This is a genomic window from Escherichia sp. KS167_9B, assembly GCF_030295215.1.
GTDB lineage: Bacteria > Pseudomonadota > Gammaproteobacteria > Enterobacterales > Enterobacteriaceae > Escherichia > Escherichia coli_F.
This window is the reverse complement of record NZ_AP025754.1, coordinates 2,514,552-2,533,046: the sequence shown is the minus strand read 5'-3', so window position 1 is coordinate 2,533,046 and position 18,495 is coordinate 2,514,552. Positions and strand designations below refer to the sequence as shown.

At 48.9% G+C, this 18,495-nt stretch carries 18 protein-coding genes; 11 read left to right on the top strand and 7 right to left on the bottom strand.

All coding sequences use genetic code 11. The features are described from left to right. Positions 1-57 precede the first annotated feature (57 nt). Both QUE34_RS12710 and QUE34_RS12705 read left to right on the top strand, forming a co-directional pair. Positions 58-876, top strand: a complete 819-nt coding sequence (locus QUE34_RS12710) for a glycoside hydrolase family 25 protein (protein WP_032303341.1) — start codon at positions 58-60, stop codon at positions 874-876. 51 nt (positions 877-927) lie between these two features. Next, positions 928-1,674, top strand: a complete 747-nt coding sequence (locus QUE34_RS12705; protein ID WP_000434034.1) for a GntR family transcriptional regulator — start codon at positions 928-930, stop codon at positions 1,672-1,674. On the opposite strand, the gene QUE34_RS12700 is transcribed toward QUE34_RS12705, so the two are convergent. From QUE34_RS12700 to QUE34_RS12690, 3 genes are read right to left on the bottom strand one after another with little or no spacing between them, the layout of a single operon-like run. Then, on the bottom strand, positions 1,648-2,613 hold the full coding sequence (locus QUE34_RS12700; RefSeq protein ID WP_032303340.1) for a carbohydrate kinase family protein: 966 nt from the start codon (positions 2,611-2,613) through the stop codon (positions 1,648-1,650). The two genes, QUE34_RS12705 and QUE34_RS12700, sit on opposite strands and share 27 nt — an antisense overlap. Then, positions 2,610-3,614, bottom strand: coding sequence for an ADP-ribosylglycohydrolase family protein (locus tag QUE34_RS12695; RefSeq protein ID WP_032303339.1), 1,005 nt, complete (start codon positions 3,612-3,614; stop codon positions 2,610-2,612). The genes QUE34_RS12700 and QUE34_RS12695 overlap by 4 nt, the downstream gene beginning before the upstream one ends. Then, complete coding sequence (locus QUE34_RS12690) at positions 3,611-4,888, bottom strand: nucleoside permease (protein ID WP_001595961.1); 1,278 nt, start codon at positions 4,886-4,888, stop codon at positions 3,611-3,613. Before QUE34_RS12690 ends, QUE34_RS12695 begins: the two co-directional genes overlap by 4 nt. A gap of 256 nt (positions 4,889-5,144) precedes the next feature. Here QUE34_RS12690 and fbaB point away from each other — a divergent pair, with 256 nt between their 5' ends. The 8 genes from fbaB to QUE34_RS12650 all read left to right on the top strand — a co-directional run bounded on the left by fbaB (position 5,145) and on the right by QUE34_RS12650 (position 12,762). After that, positions 5,145-6,197 (top strand): class I fructose-bisphosphate aldolase, encoded by a 1,053-nt coding sequence (fbaB, locus tag QUE34_RS12685; RefSeq protein WP_000129551.1) that lies wholly within the window; start codon positions 5,145-5,147, stop codon positions 6,195-6,197. 316 nt (positions 6,198-6,513) lie between these two features. Then, the gene (gene gatY / locus QUE34_RS12680; RefSeq protein WP_045145362.1) at positions 6,514-7,368 is read left to right on the top strand and encodes a tagatose-bisphosphate aldolase subunit GatY; all 855 of its coding nucleotides are present in this window, start codon (positions 6,514-6,516) and stop codon (positions 7,366-7,368) included. 28 nt (positions 7,369-7,396) lie between these two features. Continuing rightward, positions 7,397-8,659, top strand: a complete 1,263-nt coding sequence (gatZ, locus tag QUE34_RS12675; RefSeq protein WP_032303337.1) for a tagatose-bisphosphate aldolase subunit GatZ — start codon at positions 7,397-7,399, stop codon at positions 8,657-8,659. A 9-nt stretch (positions 8,660-8,668) separates the two neighbouring features. Next, positions 8,669-9,121 carry a PTS galactitol transporter subunit IIA gene (gene gatA / locus QUE34_RS12670; RefSeq protein WP_032303336.1) on the top strand — a complete coding sequence of 151 codons (453 nt, stop codon included), beginning with the start codon at positions 8,669-8,671 and terminating at the stop codon, positions 9,119-9,121. 30 nt (positions 9,122-9,151) lie between these two features. Continuing rightward, positions 9,152-9,436 carry a PTS galactitol transporter subunit IIB gene (gatB, locus tag QUE34_RS12665; protein WP_000823288.1) on the top strand — a complete coding sequence of 95 codons (285 nt, stop codon included), beginning with the start codon at positions 9,152-9,154 and terminating at the stop codon, positions 9,434-9,436. Between the two features lie 3 nt (positions 9,437-9,439). Further along, positions 9,440-10,795 carry a PTS galactitol transporter subunit IIC gene (locus QUE34_RS12660; RefSeq protein ID WP_000490663.1) on the top strand — a complete coding sequence of 452 codons (1,356 nt, stop codon included), beginning with the start codon at positions 9,440-9,442 and terminating at the stop codon, positions 10,793-10,795. A 47-nt stretch (positions 10,796-10,842) separates the two neighbouring features. Beyond that, positions 10,843-11,883, top strand: coding sequence for a galactitol-1-phosphate 5-dehydrogenase (gene gatD / locus QUE34_RS12655; protein WP_032303335.1), 1,041 nt, complete (start codon positions 10,843-10,845; stop codon positions 11,881-11,883). A gap of 105 nt (positions 11,884-11,988) precedes the next feature. Beyond that, positions 11,989-12,762 carry a DeoR/GlpR family DNA-binding transcription regulator gene (locus tag QUE34_RS12650; protein ID WP_001295426.1) on the top strand — a complete coding sequence of 258 codons (774 nt, stop codon included), beginning with the start codon at positions 11,989-11,991 and terminating at the stop codon, positions 12,760-12,762. Positions 12,763-12,843: 81 nt separating this feature from the next. Here QUE34_RS12650 and yegS read toward each other — a convergent pair whose 3' ends face one another. Further along, the gene (gene yegS, locus QUE34_RS12645) at positions 12,844-13,743 is read right to left on the bottom strand and encodes a lipid kinase YegS (RefSeq protein ID WP_000807382.1); all 900 of its coding nucleotides are present in this window, start codon (positions 13,741-13,743) and stop codon (positions 12,844-12,846) included. Between the two features lie 482 nt (positions 13,744-14,225). Here yegS and yegR point away from each other — a divergent pair, with 482 nt between their 5' ends. After that, a complete protein-coding gene (gene yegR / locus QUE34_RS12640; RefSeq protein WP_001353116.1) occupies positions 14,226-14,543 on the top strand; it encodes a lipoprotein YegR in 318 nt (105 codons plus the stop codon). A gap of 519 nt (positions 14,544-15,062) precedes the next feature. On the opposite strand, the gene trhP is transcribed toward yegR, so the two are convergent. The 3 genes from trhP to QUE34_RS12625 form a co-directional block, all read right to left on the bottom strand. After that, positions 15,063-16,424: a prephenate-dependent tRNA uridine(34) hydroxylase TrhP gene (gene trhP / locus QUE34_RS12635; RefSeq protein WP_000476037.1), complete on the bottom strand. Its 1,362-nt coding sequence runs from the start codon at positions 16,422-16,424 to the stop codon at positions 15,063-15,065. 205 nt (positions 16,425-16,629) lie between these two features. After that, positions 16,630-18,030, bottom strand: a complete 1,401-nt coding sequence (locus QUE34_RS12630) for a HEAT repeat domain-containing protein (RefSeq protein WP_045145364.1) — start codon at positions 18,028-18,030, stop codon at positions 16,630-16,632. Positions 18,031-18,152: 122 nt separating this feature from the next. After that, positions 18,153-18,485 (bottom strand): YegP family protein, encoded by a 333-nt coding sequence (locus QUE34_RS12625; RefSeq protein WP_001364219.1) that lies wholly within the window; start codon positions 18,483-18,485, stop codon positions 18,153-18,155. Between the last annotated feature and the right edge of the window lie 10 nt (positions 18,486-18,495).

Here is an 18,495-nt window from a genome sequence, read left to right as displayed (position 1 = left end):
ACTATAGCTGCTTTGGTTATTGTCAGTCTTTGGCGCTGACATTCAGGGATGAAACCAATGCAGCTGAGCATCACCAGTCGAAAAAAATTCACCGCTTTATTATGCGCTCTTGGGCTAATTTCCATCGTTGCAATTTATCCGCGTCAGACGGTGAATTTTTTCTACTCGACAGCAATTCAGATTAAAGACTACATCCACTTCTACGGTTATCGTCCGGTCAAATCTTTTGCTATTCGCATTCCTGCCAGTTACACCATTCATGGTATTGATGTTTCACGCTGGCAGGAGCGAATCGACTGGCAGCGGGTGGCAAAAATGCGCGATAACGGTATTCGCTTGCAATTTGCCTTTATCAAGGCGACGGAGGGCGAAAAGCTGGTGGACCCCTATTTTTCGCGTAACTGGCAACTAAGCCGCGAAAATGGCCTGCTGCGCGGGGCGTATCATTATTTCTCCCCGTCGGTATCCGCTTCAGTTCAGGCGCGATTATTTCTGCAAACGGTGGATTTCTCACAAGGCGATTTCCCTGCCGTGCTGGACGTAGAAGAACGGGGAAAATTATCGGCAAAAGAATTACGCAAGCGGGTAAGTCAGTGGCTAAAAATGGTCGAAAAACGCACGGGAAAAAAGCCGATTATTTACTCAGGAGCCGTTTTTTATCACACGAATCTGGCGGGCTATTTCAATGAATATCCGTGGTGGGTGGCTCACTACTATCAACGTCGTCCGGACAATGACGGAATGGCCTGGCGCTTCTGGCAGCATTCCGACCGTGGACAGGTAGATGGCATTAATGGTCCGGTGGATTTTAATGTGTTTAATGGCACGGTGGAGGAGTTGCAGGCATTCGTTGATGGGATTAAAGAAACGCCTTAAATAAGAAGCAGTGATATACTCCCACCAGACTCCCTGGCAGGAAAAAGACAAATGGAACAAGCGCATACCCAGCTGATTGCCCAACTGAACGAACGTATTTTAGCGGCGGATAACACGCCGCTTTATATTAAGTTTGCCGAAACGGTGAAAAATGCCGTGCGCAGCGGGGTGCTGGAACATGGCAATATTTTACCCGGCGAGCGCGATTTAAGTCAGTTAACCGGCGTTTCGCGTATTACGGTGCGCAAGGCGATGCAGGCGCTGGAAGAAGAGGGCGTGGTGACACGTTCGCGCGGCTACGGCACGCAGATTAATAACATCTTTGAATACTCGTTAAAAGAAGCGCGAGGATTTTCTCAGCAGGTGGTGTTGCGCGGGAAAAAGCCCGATACGCTATGGGTTAACAAGCGAGTGGTTAAATGCCCTGAAGAGGTGGCGCAGCAATTGGCGGTCGAAGCGGGTAGTGATGTCTTTTTGCTTAAGCGTATTCGCTATGTTGATGAAGAAGCGGTCTCTATTGAGGAGTCGTGGGTTCCGGCGCATTTAATTCATGATGTTGATGCCATCGGAATCTCTCTTTATGACTACTTCCGCAGTCAGCATATTTTTCCAAAGCGTACCCGTTCCCGCGTTAGCGCCCGGATGCCGGATGCCGAGTTTCAGTCACATATTCAATTAGATAGTAAAATACCGGTGCTGGTGATCAAGCAAGTGGCGCTTGACCAACAGCAACGGCCTATTGAGTACAGCATCAGCCACTGTCGCAGTGATCTATACGTTTTTGTGTGTGAGGAGTAGTTCCTCGCGGGTTGGCGCGCAATCACCGCCGCGATGCCCGACAACCCACGACGCCACTGCATTGCCCAGCAATACGGCATCCGCCAGTGGCAAACCAGAGGCCAGTCCAGCTAATACGCCACCTGCATGACTGTCGCCCGCCCCAATGGTGTCTACAACTTGCGTTGGAAATGCCGGGATGCAGCCAGAAGCGTTATTGCTGAAATACCATGCGCCTTCTTTATCCAGACGAACGATCAACGGCGCGGCAAATTTCTCCTGCCATTGCTTGCCAAGTGTTGTTATCTCTGCTGATAAAGCAAAACGTTCGGCGGCAATCTCACCCTCCTGACGATTGAGTGACACTAAAGGTCGACAGGCCATGATTCGCGCCAGTAATGCATCCGGGATATCGCCAATACGTGGGCCAAAATCGATGAACGGCGTCACGTCTTGCAGACTCTCCAGCCATTCCACTAACAATTCACCGCAGGGCGAGGCCAGTTGATAACCGGAAAAATAGAGCAGGCTGCCAGGGGCAACGGTTAATCGCGCCAACCATTCGCGATTCCACTGATTTTCAACACCACTGAACGACATAAACGTGCGTTCACCATCAGGCTCAACCAGCGCCAGACACCAGCCGTTATCGCCTTCAGCGTTATCGATGAGGCTGATTAATCCTTCTTTCGCCATCCGGTTACGAATAATTTCCGCCCACACACCCTGGCCGAGCGGCAGGGCATTACCCGCTTCGATACCGAGGCGCTTTAACGCCACGGCAATATTCAGTGCACAGCCGCCAACGTTAACGCTCTGCTGTTTCAGTTCGATATCGCACCCGCGCCAGGGCAGGGCATAAGCGTCGGCGATCACATCAATGACTGCCGCGCCAATCACCATAACCGGCTGACGCGTGGTTAATTCAGGCAGCAGCGTGTGTAATCGAGCGCCGCTCATGCCGCCTCCCGTTGTTGACGATACTTCGCCAGCGCCGTGGCGTAATGATTAAAATCAAGCTGATTTACCGCATCCAGTTCCGCCTTTAACGCAGGATCGATAGCGTTAACGCCATGCAACGCGCCGCAAATTGCCGTCGCCATAGCACCGATGGTGTCTGTGTCACCGCCAAGATTGGCGCACAGAATGGCGCAACGGTTCGGGTCGGTTTGTGCTAGTTCAACCAGCGCAATGGCGCACGGAACGGACTCAATAGTACTGGTACCTGCCCCAACCACCTGATACAGCTGTTCGCTGGCGGATTCGGTGCCGTCGGCATTGCGCACAATTTTCAGCGCAATCTCCAGACGTGCTGCCAGTGAGGCGCTGAAGGTAGTGATGCGTTTTTGCTGTGCATGTCGCGCAATTGAAGGCAGTGAATCAACAATCGCTGACCAGCTTTCTCCGTCAATGGCACGAGAAATCGCCCATGCGATGACTACCGCGCCTGCCACCGCCAGATCGGATTTATGAGTCGGGCTGGACGCCAGCGCTACATCATCAATAAAGGAATCAACATCACGCGCCGGAAGCAAACAACCTAATGGCGAGACGCGCATCGCTGCGCCGTTGGTCACGCCATTGTTTTCCAGTTCAGCAACGGGTTTACCGTCGCGAATGGCGTTGAGAGCAATCTTCGAGGTCGGACCTAGTACGTTTTTGTTAAAGGCGTCGAAACGCAGCGCCCAGTCGAGAATATTACGCCCAATCAGATCCGGATCGATCTCGCCTTCACGTTCCAGTAACGCATCCGCCAGACACAGCGCCATTGAGGTATCGTCGGTGAATTCGGCGCGGTTAAAATAACAGGCCGCGTTATTCTCCTTTGGGCCAGGCAAAAAACGGTCAATCCAGCCAAAGTGTGCTTTGACGCGGGAGCGTGGCCAAAGCTCGGACGGCATCCCCATCGCATCCCCTAACGCCTGCCCGTAAAGAGCACCGAGAATACGTTCTGTTTTCATTTAACTTCCCCTTGTGTCAACGCAATATCGCGATCATCGACCTTGATAGCCGTAATTTCGTTGTCGGATTCGCGGAAAAAAATCATGAACAGCACGGCGATAATGGCAATCATCACCGCACCGAAAGTCCACATCCCGGCCCAGTTGAAGGTCAGCCCGTTTACCGGTTCCTGATAAGCAAACATCTTCTCCATCATCACGCCACCAAGACGATAGCCGAGCAAACTGCCGAATCCCTGGCAGCAGAGCGTGATCAGCCCCTGCGCAGCGGTACGCATATGCACGGGGGCTTTTTTATCGACATAGATGTAAGCGGTAACGTAGTAAAAATCGTAACTTACTCCATGCAGCAAAATGCCGAGGAACAGTAACGCGTAGGTGAAATATTCATCCGCACTACCGTAAATAAAGAAGCCATAGCGGATCGCAGCGGTGACCAGACCAAGTAATAATACCTTTTTGATACCAAAGCGTTTGGTAAAAAACGGCAATGCCAGCATAAAGAAGATTTCAGAGAACTGGCCGAGCGTCATCCAGCCGGTGGCGTTTTTCATGCCGACTTCTGTCAGATAACCGTTGGCAAAGATGTAATAGAACGCCAGTGGCATCGCAAACAGGAATGAACAGAAGAAAAAGACGAGGAAGTTTTTATCGCGCAGCAGGATCAGCGCATCCAGGCCGAGCATGACTTTAATGTCCATTTTGCCGGTGCTTTTTGGCGGCGTGTCGGGCAGGAAAAACGCAAACACACCGAGCAGAGCAGAACTTCCGGCGGTAATCAGCAGCGGGATGTTAGTCGGAGAGATATCGGCATAACCCAGCATTTGCGGCAAAAATCCACATGCCAGACCGGAGGCAATCCAGCCGATAGTGCCCATCACACGAATGCGTGGGAAATCACGCTCCACATCCGGCACGTTGGCAAAAGCGATACTGTTAGTCAGCGCAATGGTCGGCATATAGGTTAGCGAGTAGGCCAGCAGTAACGGGAAGAACCCGGCAAAAGTGGTCTGTTGCGCAGCGAAATACATCAGCGCCGCACCAGCGAACATCAATACCGCCAGCACTTTCTGCGCCGAGAAAAAGCGGTCAGTGATGGAGCCAACCAGAATTGGCGACAGGATCGCCGCAATGGCGGTACAGGCATACGACCAGCCAATTTCTCCGGCACTAAAACCGCTTTTACTTAACCACAACCACAATGGCACAAACCACGCGCCCCAGATAAACCATTCAACAAACATCATGAACGACAGCTTTGCTGTTGTTTTCATCTTTTAATTCCTTCATGACAGGTAATGTAAGGTACGCGATGACAATACCATTTAATAATACCTTTTAAATACCTTTGCGGTGAAAACTTGACCGCGGTAACATTTTTTCTGATGAATCGAGCCAACAGAAAACGCTGAAAAAACATCCAAAAGATGGAAAAACTCGCCTGTAACGACCAGGATTATGATTGCCCGCAAAAGGCGGGCCAGGACAATCCATAGCCGATATCCAATCGGAATTTACGGGAGCATAGTAATGACAGATATTGCGCAGTTGCTTGGCAAAGACGCCGACAACCTTTTACAGCACCGTTGTATGACTATTCCTTCTGACCAGCTTTATCTCCCCGGACATGACTACGTAGACCGCGTGATGATTGACAATAATCGCCCGCCAGCGGTGTTACGTAATATGCAGACGTTGTACAACACTGGGCGTCTGGCTGGCACAGGATATCTTTCTATTCTGCCGGTTGACCAGGGCGTTGAGCACTCTGCCGGAGCTTCATTTGCCGCTAACCCGCTCTACTTTGATCCAAAAAACATTGTTGAACTGGCGATCGAAGCGGGTTGTAACTGTGTGGCGTCAACTTACGGCGTGCTGGCATCGGTATCGCGGCGTTACGCGCATCGCATTCCATTCCTTGTCAAACTTAATCACAACGAGACGCTAAGTTACCCGAACACTTACGATCAAACGCTGTATGCCAGCGTGGAGCAGGCGTTCAACATGGGCGCGGTGGCGGTTGGCGCGACTATCTATTTTGGCTCGGAAGAGTCACGTCGCCAGATTGAAGAAATTTCTGCGGCCTTTGAACGCGCGCATGAGCTGGGCATGGTGACCGTGCTGTGGGCCTATTTGCGTAACTCCGCCTTTAAGAAAGATGGCGTTGATTACCATGTTTCCGCCGACCTGACAGGTCAGGCGAACCATCTGGCGGCAACCATAGGTGCAGATATCGTCAAACAAAAAATGGCGGAAAATAACGGCGGTTATAAAGCGATTAATTACGGTTATACCGACGATCGCGTGTACAGCAAGTTGACCAGCGAAAACCCGATTGATCTGGTGCGTTATCAGTTAGCTAACTGCTATATGGGCCGGGCAGGGTTGATAAACTCCGGCGGTGCTGCAGGCGGTGAAACTGACCTCAGCGATGCAGTGCGTACTGCGGTTATCAACAAACGCGCAGGCGGAATGGGGCTGATTCTTGGACGTAAGGCGTTCAAGAAATCGATGGCTGACGGCGTGAAACTGATTAACGCCGTGCAGGACGTTTATCTCGATAGCAAAATTACTATCGCCTGATACGCCTCATACGAACAGCACTACCCCGTAGGGCGGATAAGGCGTTCACACCGCATCCGGCAACCTATGCCTGATGCGACGCTGAAGCGTCTTATCATGCCTACACAGCGCTGCCACGTATGCCGGATAAGGCGTTTACGTTGCATCCGGCATAAAAACACGCGCACTTCGTTACGGCTTCCCCCGGGAGGCCGTTTTTTTTTCCTGTCATTCTGATTAATTTTCATATTGTCGTTTTTGTGATCGTTATCTCGACATTTGAAAACAAATAATTTCATTATATTTTGAAATCGAAAACAAACGACAGGGTGTGAAAATGTACGTGGTATCGACAAAGCAGATGCTGAACAACGCGCAGCGAGGCGGTTACGCGGTTCCGGCATTCAATATTCATAATCTCGAAACGATGCACGTGGTGGTGGAAACCGCTGCCAGCATGCATGCGCCGGTCATCATTGCCGGAACGCCCGGTACATTTACTCATGCTGGTACAGAAAATCTGGTGGCGCTGGTCAGCGCGATGGCGAAGCACTATCACCATCCATTGGCGATTCACCTCGACCATCACACGAAATTTGACGATATCGCTCAGAAAGTTCGTTCAGGTGTGCGCTCGGTAATGATCGACGCCTCGCATCTGCCTTTTGCACAAAATATTTCACGGGTCAAAGAGGTGGTGGATTTTTGCCATCGCTTTGATGTCAGCGTCGAAGCGGAGCTGGGGCAACTTGGCGGCCAGGAAGATGATGTGCAAGTCAATGAAGCAGATGCGTTGTACACCAACCCCGTTCAGGCGCGTGAATTTGCCGAGGCAACCGGGATTGATTCCCTGGCGGTCGCCATCGGCACGGCTCACGGTATGTATGCCAGCGCACCGGCGCTTGATTTTTCTCGACTGGAGAACATTCGCCAGTGGGTGAACTTACCGCTGGTGCTGCATGGTGCGTCAGGATTATCGACTAAGGATATTCAGCAAACCATCAAACTGGGGATATGCAAAATCAACGTTGCAACGGAGCTGAAAAATGCATTCTCGCAGGCGTTAAAAAATTACCTGACCGAGCACCCTGAAGCGACTGACCCCCGGGATTATTTGCAGTCGGCTAAATCCGCAATGCGCGATGTGGTGAGCAAAGTGATTGCCGATTGTGGCTGCGAGGGCAGGGCATAACGCACCTGCCATTTAACAAGGAAAAAACATGAAAACGTTAATTGCCCGGCATAAAGCTGGTGAACATATCGGCATATGTTCAGTCTGTTCTGCCCATCCGTTGGTTATCGAAGCGGCGCTGGCATTTGATCGCAACAGCACGCGCAAAGTGCTGATTGAAGCAACGTCAAACCAGGTCAATCAATTTGGCGGTTATACCGGAATGACACCGGCGGACTTTCGCGAATTTGTGTTTGCGATTGCCGATAAAATCGGATTTGCTCGTGAGCGTATCATTCTCGGCGGCGACCATCTGGGACCGAACTGCTGGCAGCAAGAAAATGCGGATACGGCGATGGAAAAATCCGTCGAGCTGGTAAAAGCATATGTTCGAGCGGGGTTCAGTAAAATTCACCTTGATGCGTCAATGTCATGTGCGGGGGATCCAATACCATTAGCGCCAGAAACGGTTGCTGAACGTGCTGCCGTGCTTTGTCAGGTGGCGGAAAGTGTGGCGACAGATTACCAGCGTGAGCAACTGAGCTATGTCATTGGCACAGAAGTTCCGGTTCCAGGCGGTGAGGCCAGTGCCATTCAGTCAGTACACATCACCCAGGTTGAAGATGCCGCCAATACTTTACGTACGCATCAAAAGGCCTTTATTGCCCGTGGGCTGGCAGAGGCGTTAACACGCGTGATTGCCATCGTGGTACAGCCGGGTGTGGAATTTGATCACAGCAATATTATCCATTATCAGCCGCAAGAAGCGCAGGCCCTGGCACAATGGATAGAAAACACCCGTATGGTTTATGAAGCACATTCTACCGATTACCAGACCCGGACGGCTTATTGGGAATTAGTCCGCGATCACTTTGCAATATTGAAAGTCGGCCCCGCATTAACCTTTGCTTTACGCGAGGCGATATTTGCGCTGGCACAAATTGAGCAGGAGCTTATCGGCCCCGAAAATCGTAGCAGTTGCCTGGCGGTAATTGAAGAAGTGATGCTCGATGAACCGCAGTACTGGAAAAAATATTATCGCACGGGTTTTAACGATTCATTACTGGATATTCGTTACAGCCTGTCGGATCGTATTCGTTATTACTGGCCGCATAGTCGAATTAAAAATAGCGTTGAAACGATGATGGCGAATCTGGAAGACGTGGACATCCCACTGGGCATGATTAGTCAGTATCTACCCAAACAATTTGAACGCATACAGTCCGGGGAATTATCGGCAATACCGTATCAGTTGATTATGGATAAAATTTATGATGTTTTGCGTGCCTATCGCTACGGCTGTGCGGAATAAGGACGGTATATGACTAACCTGTTTGTTCGTAGCGGAATTTCTTTTGTCGATCGTAGCGAAGTTTTAACCCATATCGGTAATGAGATGATCGCGAAAGGTGTGGTTCATGAAACCTGGCCACAGGCATTAATTGCCAGAGAAGCAGAATTCCCCACCGGGATAATGCTTGAACAGCACGCCATTGCAATACCGCATTGTGAGGCGATTCATGCTAAGTCGTCAGCCATTTATCTGTTAAGGCCAACAAATAAAGTTCATTTTCAGCAAGCGGATGATGATAACGACGTGGCGGTATCGTTGGTTATTGCGTTGATTGTGGAAAATCCGCAGCAGCAATTGAAACTTTTACGCTGTTTATTTGGCAAGTTACAACAGCCCGAGATCGTCGAGACACTAATCACTCTTCCTGAAACCCAGTTAAAGGAATACTTCACAAAGTATGTTTTAGATTCAGACGAATAAATCCCTCTGTAACAATAAAAAGGACTATTTATGAAACGCAAGATTATTGTCGCTTGCGGAGGCGCGGTTGCGACCTCTACGATGGCGGCGGAAGAAATTAAAGAGTTGTGTCAGAGTCATAATATTCCTGTTGAATTAATCCAGTGTCGGGTTAATGAAATAGAAACCTATATGGATGGTGTACATCTTATTTGTACTACCGCCAGAGTTGACCGCAGTTTTGGCGATATTCCGTTAGTTCACGGCATGCCTTTTGTTTCTGGTGTCGGTATCGAAGCATTACAAAATAAAATTCTGACTATCTTACAGGGGTGACCTATGTTTTCAGAAGTCATGCGTTATATTCTCGACCTCGGCCCTACGGTCATGTTGCCGATTGTCATCATTATTTTTTCTAAGATATTAGGCATGAAGGCAGGCGATTGCTTTAAAGCGGGTCTGCATATCGGGATTGGCTTTGTTGGCATTGGCCTTGTGATTGGCTTAATGCTGGATTCCATTGGCCCGGCGGCGAAAGCGATGGCGGAAAATTTCGACCTGAATCTGCATGTGGTCGATGTCGGCTGGCCGGGCTCTTCACCAATGACCTGGGCGTCGCAAATTGCGCTGGTGGCGATTCCGATTGCGATTCTGGTTAACGTGGCGATGCTACTGACCCGTATGACGCGGGTGGTAAATGTTGATATATGGAATATCTGGCATATGACCTTCACCGGCGCATTGCTGCATCTGGCAACCGGTTCATGGATGATAGGGATGGCGGGTGTGGTAATTCACGCGGCGTTTGTTTATAAGCTCGGCGACTGGTTTGCCCGCGATACCCGAAATTTCTTTGAGCTGGAAGGCATTGCTATTCCGCACGGTACGTCGGCGTATCTGGGGCCAATTGCGGTGCTGGTGGATGCTATCATCGAGAAAATCCCAGGCGTTAACCGTATTAAATTTAGCGCCGACGATATTCAGCGCAAATTTGGCCCATTTGGCGAACCTGTCACCGTGGGCTTTGTGATGGGGCTGATTATCGGCATCCTCGCGGGTTACGATGTCAAAGGTGTATTGCAGCTGGCGGTAAAAACGGCGGCAGTTATGCTGCTGATGCCACGGGTGATTAAACCCATCATGGATGGTTTAACGCCCATCGCTAAGCAGGCCCGTAGTCGTTTACAGGCGAAGTTCGGCGGTCAGGAGTTCCTGATTGGCCTTGATCCGGCGTTGCTGCTGGGGCATACGGCGGTGGTATCGGCAAGCCTGATTTTTATCCCGCTCACCATTTTAATTGCTGTTTGTGTTCCGGGTAATCAGGTACTGCCGTTTGGCGACCTTGCCACCATCGGCTTCTTTGTTGCGATGGCAGTTGCCGTGCATCGTGGAAATCTGTTCCGCACCTTAATCTCGGGTGTCATCATTATGAGCATCACCCTGTGGATCGCGACGCAAACTATTGGTTTGCACACCCAACTGGCGGCTAATGCTGGGGCGTTAAAAGCCGGGGGCATGGTGGCTTCAATGGATCAGGGCGGTTCTCCCATTACCTGGTTACTGATTCAGGTTTTCTCCCCGCAAAATATTCCCGGTTTCATTATTATCGGTGCCATTTATCTTACCGGTATTTTCATGACCTGGCGTAGAGCGCGCGGCTTTATTAAACAAGAAAAAGCCGTTCTCGCAGAATAATTTTTACCTGAGGGGGAGTTTATCCCCCTTAATAATCAGGAGTTTTTATGAAATCAGTGGTGAATGATACTGATGGTATCGTACGCGTTGCCCAACGAGTCATTCCTGAAATTAAACATCAGGATGAGGTGCGGGTAAAAATTGCCAGCTCGGGATTATGTGGTTCCGATTTACCCAGAATTTTTAAAAATGGTGCACATTATTATCCAATAACGTTAGGCCATGAATTTAGCGGCTATATTGATGCTGTGGGATCCGGTGTTGATGATTTACATCCTGGCGATGCGGTTGCCTGTGTGCCGTTATTACCCTGTTTTACTTGTCCAGAGTGTCTGAAAGGGTTTTATTCCCAGTGCGCAAAATATGATTTTATTGGCTCACGGCGTGATGGTGGGTTTGCCGAATATATTGTCGTTAAGCGGAAAAATGTCTTTGCTCTACCTGCGCATATGCCTATTGAGGATGGGGCTTTTATTGAACCGATTACCGTTGGCCTGCATGCTTTCCATTTAGCGCAAGGTTGTGAGAATAAAAACGTTATTATTATTGGTGCCGGAACCATTGGCCTGCTGGCCATTCAGTGCGCTGTCGCGCTGGGAGCAAAGAGTGTGACGGCTATCGACATTAGCTCAGAAAAACTGGCACTGGCAAAATCTTTCGGTGCGATGCAAACATTTAACAGCCTTGAAATGAGCGCGCCGCAAATGCAGGGCGTTTTACGCGAGCTGCGCTTTAATCAGCTTATCCTCGAGACGGCTGGCGTCCCGCAAACCGTCGAACTGGCGGTAGAGATTGCCGGGCCTCATGCCCAGCTGGCGCTGGTGGGCACGTTGCATCAGGATCTGCATTTAACATCGACAACGTTTGGCAAAATATTACGTAAAGAGCTGACGGTTATCGGCAGTTGGATGAACTACTCCAGCCCTTGGCCGGGGCAGGAGTGGGAAACGGCGAGCCGGTTGCTGACAGAACGTAAGTTAAGCCTGGAGCCATTAATCGCTCACCGTGGAAGCTTTGAAAGCTTCGCCCAGGCGGTGCGTGACATCGCTCGTAATGCTATGCCGGGCAAAGTGTTGCTTATTCCCTGAAACCGCGGGCCAGCGTGATGCTGGCCCGGTATTGTGCAAAACAGATCATTCACCAATGGTCCCCCTTCGTTTACACTAGCCACAATTGAATATGGGTAAATGACGATGAATTCATTCGAGCGAAGGAATAAGATCATCCAATTAGTGAATGAACAGGGAACCGTGCTTGTTCAGGATCTGGCGGGAGTTTTTGCTGCCTCGGAAGCGACAATCCGTGCCGATTTGCGCTTTCTCGAACAAAAAGGCGTGGTTACGCGCTTTCATGGCGGTGCGGCGAAAATAATGTCCGGTAATAGTGAAACCGAGACCCAGGAAGTCGGGTTTAAAGAGCGATTTCAGCTCGCCAGCGCGCCGAAAAACAGAATAGCGCAGGCGGCAGTCAAAATGATCCACGAAGGGATGACCGTTATTCTCGACAGCGGAAGTACGACAATGCTTATCGCCGAAGGTTTAATGACCGCCAAAAATATCACGGTGATTACCAACAGTCTCCCAGCGGCGTTTGCCCTTTCCGAAAATAAAGACATTACTCTGGTCGTCTGTGGTGGCACGGTCCGCCATAAAACGCGCTCGATGCATGGCTCCATTGCCGAGCGTTCATTGCAGGATATTAATGCCGATTTAATGTTTGTCGGTGCTGATGGTATTGATGCGGTTAATGGTATTACGACCTTTAATGAAGGTTATTCGATTAGCGGTGCGATGGTCACAGCCGCTAATAAAGTGATTGCCGTTCTCGATTCATCGAAATTTAACCGTCGCGGTTTTAATCAGGTACTGCCAATCGAAAAAATTGATATTATTATTACTGATGATGCCGTGTCAGAGGTGGATAAACTGGCATTGCAGAAAACACGGGTGAAATTAATTACGGTGTAGCATTGTTCTTTATGCCGGATAAGGTGTGTACACCGAATCCGGCATCACTGATACTCCCTGAATTAAGAAAGGGAAATTTGATTAACGCAATAATGGACAATCCGGTGGTAATCGACAGCGCAACGCCGCCGGAAGTATTTCAATATGAAAGTTTTGCCCACTCAACGGTTCGCCATCAAGATTAAAGGTAATTTCGTGTGGTGCTTGTATATCGAACCACGCCGAAGCACCTTCGATAATATTCGGGTTATCTTCGTCAGATTTTAAGGTTGATACGAGAGCCGGAAGAATTTCATCGCCGGTGAAAATGCGCAGTTGCAGTAAGCCGTCGTTAATTAATGCGTTCGGGCACAATTGCTGACCGCCACCTGCCTGACGGCCGTTACCAATACCAATGACTAGTGCGTCACCTTGCCAGTGAAAGTTTTCACCGCGGATTTCACAACGGTCCGGTTGCAGTGTATCCATGCGCATTAAGCCGTGAATGATGTAAGAGACGCCACCCAGCGCGGCTTTTAATTTTTCCGGCGTTTCTGTGGTAATACGTGTCCCAAACCCACCCGTTGCCATATTAATAAAACAGGTTTGCTTGTTGACCTGCGCCATATCAATCGCAATAGCGTCACCAGCAATTGCTAGTTTCAGCGCCTTATCCAGTGCCTCAGGTATACCCACGCTGGTCGCGAAATCGTTCGCTGTACCTAGTGGCAAAATCCCCAGCGCGGGTATGTCATCGCCCTCACACTGAATCAGCGCCGAGGAAACTTCATTAATAGTGCCATCGCCACCACCGGCAATTACCGTTGCGACGCCCAGCTTCCGGGCCTCTTCTACAAATCGGGCGGCATCGCCTTTCTCCCAGGTGACCCGCACATGGATCGTCATTCCTTCCTCGCGCAACAGCATAATTGCTTCGCGCAAGGGTTGATTGTCAGTACTTTTGCCGTTAAGAATCAGTAAGCTGGCGGGAAATTCTGCCATAATCGTATGCCTTTATGATTGGTCTGTAGATAGTGTAGAGCAGAAAAGAAAAGGCGGAGTCAGAACAGGATGAAAATCGGAGGATAAAAAATCAGTTCAAGGATGGGGAATTCAGTGGTTACCAGTAAGGGGGGCAACGGTACACTCGGTTTTTATCGGCATAAATGATCACTGAAAGCACTTAAGCATTATTTTACTGTGGATTCAGCGTGGCAGCGAACATTAACGGTAGTCAGGGACAAACTTCAAAAGAGCATATGCATCATATTCAACAAAGCAATGGCATCCTCAATGTACGATTCCAATTATATTAAATAATTCCTATGAGGTTATCTGTGATAGGCCTCCATGTCTGTATTTCCTACTTATGTAGGAAATTCTGCACAAAACATTTATTATAATCCTATTCAATAATGACAATGATGTCATTATTATATTTCAACACTAGAGAGTGTCGTTGGTGTTTAATGGGGGAAGGTGAGATGAAAAAGACAGCTGCTATATCATTAATTAGTGTTTTTCTTATGTCTGGTTGTGCTGTGCATAATGATGAGACAAGTATCGGTAAATTCGGTCTTGCCTATAAAAGTAATATCCAGCGTAAACTCGATAACCAATACTACACTGAAGCCGAAGCATCTTTAGCCAGGGGCAGAATATCTGGTGCGGAAAATATAGTGAAAAATGATGCAGCTAATTTCTGTGTTACTCAGGGCAAAAAAATGCAGATAGTTAACCTGAAGACTGAAGGGGCAGGATTACATGGCGTCGCGCGTCTGACATTCAAATGTGGAGAGTGAGAATAGATTCAAGACTACCATGGACACATCCATTTTTATCTCTGATAAGGTATTCTTCAACACCATTATTGAATGTGAGTAATAATGACAAGCAGATAGATGAAACTACAGCAGAATTTTTATTTTATGCGGCTATCAGAAAATGATGGCATAAATATTCCTATGCTTTAGCTTCATTTTTTGTAAGCGTCAAACATGCGCGTTCTGGCTGTGCGTAGCCGGACCCTGTGCGAGCACGATGCCGTTAAGTGAAAGGCATCGTGCTATGAAGGGGAATTCTATCGATATGGTCAATGGAAGGAGGTAACCAGGTATGAATCCTTCCTTCTGTTTCATTGAATTACGCATAAAAAATAAGCCCGTGTAAGGGAGATTACACAGGCTAAGGAGGTGGTTCCTGGTACAGCTAGCATTTTATGGGTTATGTTTTTCAGCGGAACGGATGATAACCTTAATAACTGCAGCTGTATGTGATCGGTTTCTAAGAATTTTCCATCCGGGAAAAATAATCGAAATTAATCACTTACCGTGGGGGTTACGCGTGGTTTCCCCGGAGAAATTACGCATCAGCAGCGCGTAATTTAGCTCAAGATCCTGCGGGACCGGGATCCACACAGTATAACCATCGCCCGGTGCGACCGGCATTGCTTCGCCTTTGGCGTTTTCCATATGCTCAAGGGTAAAGTTAATGTTCCCTTGCGGCGTCATCAGCTCAAGGCTGTCGCCAACGGAGAATTTATTTTTCACCGCTACCGCCGCGAGGTCGCCCTTGCGCTCACCGGTAAACTCACCAACAAACTGCTGGCGGTCAGAAACTGAATAACCGTATTCGTAGTTCTGATAATCGTCGTGAGTATGACGACGCAGGAAACCTTCGGTATAGCCACGATGCGCCAGACCTTCCAGAGTTTCCAGCAGGCTGGTATCGAATGGTTTTCCCGCAGCTGCGTCATCGATAGCTTTACGGTAAACCTGCGCGGTGCGTGCGCAATAGTAGAAAGATTTTGTACGACCTTCGATTTTCAGCGAATGCACGCCCATTTTGGTCAGGCGTTCAACGTGGGCAATGGCGCGCAAATCTTTTGAGTTCATGATGTAAGTGCCGTGCTCATCTTCAAACGCGGTCATATACTCGCCCGGACGCTGGGCTTCTTCGATCATAAACACTTTGTCGGTTGGCGCGCCGATACCCAGCGTCGGCTCAACGTTTTGCACCGGAATTGGTTCGTACTTGTGAACGATGTTGCCAACGTCATCTTCTTTACCTTCCTGGACGTTGTACTCCCAGCGGCAGGCGTTGGTGCAGGTGCCCTGGTTCGGGTCGCGCTTGTTGATATAGCCAGAGAGCAGGCAGCGACCGGAGTAGGCCATGCACAGCGCGCCGTGAACGAAGATCTCTACCTCCATATCCGGCACCTGATTGCGGATCTCTTCAATCTCTTCCAGCGACAGCTCGCGAGAGAGGATCACACGGGTCAGGCCCATTTGCTGCCAGAATTTCACCGTCGCCCAGTTCACGGCGTTAGCCTGTACCGAGAGATGGATCGGCATTTCAGGGAAGTGCTCACGCACCAGCATAATCAGCCCTGGATCGGACATAATCAGCGCATCCGGCCCCATTTCCACCACCGGTTTCAGGTCACGGATAAAGGTTTTCAACTTAGCGTTGTGCGGTGCAATGTTGACCACAACATAAAACTTTTTCCCCAGCGCGTGGGCTTCATTAATGCCGAGCTGGAGATTTTCGTGGTTGAATTCGTTGTTGCGCACACGCAGGGAGTAACGCGGCTGGCCCGCATAAACAGCATCTGCGCCATAAGCGAAAGCGTAACGCATATTTTTCAGCGTTCCCGCCGGGGAAAGGAGTTCCGGTTTAAACATAATTCTCTCGTTCTGATGACAGGTCAGATCCGCTTCACCTGATGAAGCGGTTAGGGGAGTGCCCCCACTTTAAGGGCGGGCATTGTAGCGCAATCGGTGGGGTTGACTCCAGTGACAATGTTAAGGGAAAGACTGAGCGCATTTATTTCGTTTTGATTCCGATAGTCGTCAGGTTCAATTGTTATCAGTTGACCTTAATTTGGTGTTAAAGAAAGGGAATATAACCCCATAACTTGTTGTGAAGTTCCGGATTGCAGGTAAAAAGCGCCTGAAGTTGCTGACGCTGAGGAGCATTTGGTTGAATGTCCGAAAGATTGAAATTGCGTTGCCATATCGCGAGCTGTTTACCTGCAAATTCTTCAGTTAGCTTGTGTTGCGATTGCAGAAGAAGAATTAAACAGGCCCATTTGTTCAAGTTATGATACAGCCGACAATATGCGCAAGCATGTTTAACTGATGGTGCGTTTTCCAGCAACTGACGTATTTCCTCGAACGTGAGCGGAACTCGACACCATACACAGATGTTAACCATAAATCGAAGCCCGGAGGCGTCCGGGTTAGCCAGTGTGGTCAGAATAATCCCTTTGACACCACCATCAGGATTGGCTTTCGCAAGAATATACATAGCGGCTAATCGCAGTGGGAATACATCCTGTGATAATCCCCATTCTGCCAGTTTTAAAATATTGGCATCATGAATGGAGTCCAGCCCGTATAAAGCTGCCCGGCGCTGTGAGGGAGTATATTCAGTCGAGGTGACAACATGACGCCAGAATTGCACAACATCCATGACGTCATTAAGCATGTTTTTAGCGCGTAGACGGATCAACATATTGTTATCCAGCAGTAATGCGCTGTACAACGCCGGAGGAATTTCTATAGCTCGGTCAGTAAGGCTAAACAACGTTGCTTGTCGAATACGCGGCCAGCGGTCTTTTAACAGACGAGTTAATACCGCTTCGCTTAACGGTAATTGTTGACGCAGCCAGTGGGTGACCGCCAGCATTCGTAAACCTTCGTCGGGCTGCTTGAGTATTAAAAGCAGCGAAGATTCATCATTAAAGTAGCCATATTCAATCAGCGTTTGTAATACTGCGCGGGAGAGTTTTTTATCAGGGCAAGTAAGCCAACACGTTAATTGTGGACGGCTATTTTCTGTCAATAAAAATCTAAGTATCTCGTCTACAAATGCACGGTGATCGTAACGCTGGCATTGGAGAAGGTTACGTATCAAGGGAAGATTAACGGCAAATGCCGCTGCATTCTTATCCTTCTTTAAATGACGTAACGCTATGGTTGCAGCAAGGCGAACCTCTTTTACCCAGTCATTAGCTGCAAGTAATAATTCTTCTATAGCTGCAACATCCTCTTTTTGTCCCAGACATTGCACGGCCTTTTCTCGTATATATCCATTGTGGTGATGGGTAAGCTGGCAAAGAACCAGAGTATCGTTGAGATCACAATCATGCGCTATATAATTGCCTGGATCGGCTATCATCGACTGGAGTTGTTGCTGGATAAGAAATAATTCACAGTCAACAGAATTATTCATTTCGACGTTAAACAAAACCCTGCGTGTAAATAATGTACGCAATCCTTTGAGCATAATTTTCCTTATCAGTTATGAGGAGAAAACTCATTTCATGATTAATAATTTCCTGAGGGATAGTAACTCTGTGATGAGAGAAAATAAAGCCGGACGCCAACAACCTACGCCCGGCATCGTAATTACGTATTGTCTTTCACCGTCTGGCTTGTGCCATTGGCTTTAACGGAGGCAATTCCGGTTTCACGAGATTGCGCGGTGGCGTACATCTGGCTGGAGCCGATAATTTGATGATTGGCGGCTTTCAGATTGAAATAGAATTTGCCGTTGCTTGCTGTTTTTTTCTCATAGCGTTCTTCTTGTGGGCTGTTGCTACGCACTGACGCGATGCCCTTTTCCGCAGAGGCTTTTGAGGTATACAGCTCGCTGGTGAGGATAGTCTCACCATTGCCCGCTTTTAGCACAAACCGGAATTGATTATCACTGCTCCTACTGAGTTCAAACCAACCAGCCATAATGACTCCT